Below are 970 nucleotides of genomic sequence, written 5' to 3' on the forward strand. Positions count from 1 at the left end.
GTCTTTGTCCACCAAACCTTCGCTTGGCATGGGTACATAGTCTTGATCGGCCATGTACTTACCGCGATCAGCAAACGCGAGACCAGATGCGTCCGCAATGACCTGCCAAGATTTGGCGCTGTCTGGTCCCCAGCCTTTGAGGTCATATTGTTCGGTGATAGCCAAGATCTGTCCGACAGTTAGCGCGCCTGAGCTTGGTGGCCCCATGCCGCAGATGTCGTAGCTTTGATAAGCCGCACAAACGGGCTCTCTCTGTTTGATGCGGTAAGTATCAAAATCTTGTTGTGCCAATACGCCCGGGTTACCCACTGCTGTTTGCACGGTTGCGATAATGTCTTTGGCAATATCACCTTGATAGAAGGCTTGAGCACCTTGCTTGGCGATGGCTTGCAAGGTTTGCGCGTATTCTGGATTCTTTAATCGTGTGCCTTCGGCTTTTGGTGAGCCATCGGCGTTAAAGAAATACGCTTTTGTGGTCGGAAAACGTGATAAACGCTCGGCGTCGTTGGCAATCAAACTGGCGAGACGAGGGCTGACGGCAAAACCTTCCTCAGCCAAGTTGATCACTGGCTGAATGATCTTTTTCCATTCCAGCTTGCCGTATTTTTGGTGGGTATCCCACAACAGTTTGACGGTGCCCGGCGTCGCGACAGATCGTCCGCCTACAACGGCATCATAGAATTGCAGCGGCTGGCCTTGGTCGTCCAAAAACAGTGTTGGGGTTGCGGCGAGGGGCGCAGTTTCTCGACCATCATAAGTGGTGAGCTTTTGTTGTTCGCCATCCCAATACACCAAAAATGCGCCGCCACCAATGCCGGAAGATTGTGGTTCGACTAAGCCAAGCATCAGTTGTACCGCCACCATAGCATCAATGGCATTGCCGCCTTGCTCCAGTACATCAGCACCAGCTTGGGTAGCCATTGGGTTCGCTGCTGTCACCATATAGTCTTTGGCTTTGACCAGTTGTTTG

At 52.1% G+C, this 970-nt stretch carries 1 protein-coding gene; it reads right to left on the reverse strand.

Translation table 11 applies throughout. The features are described 5' to 3' along the window. Nucleotides 1-970, reverse strand: a 970-nt coding sequence (locus R7E78_RS24855) for a gamma-glutamyltransferase family protein (RefSeq protein ID WP_318058439.1), incomplete at both ends; no start/stop codon positions are given.

This window comes from Vibrio sp. YT-19(2023) (assembly GCF_033337395.1).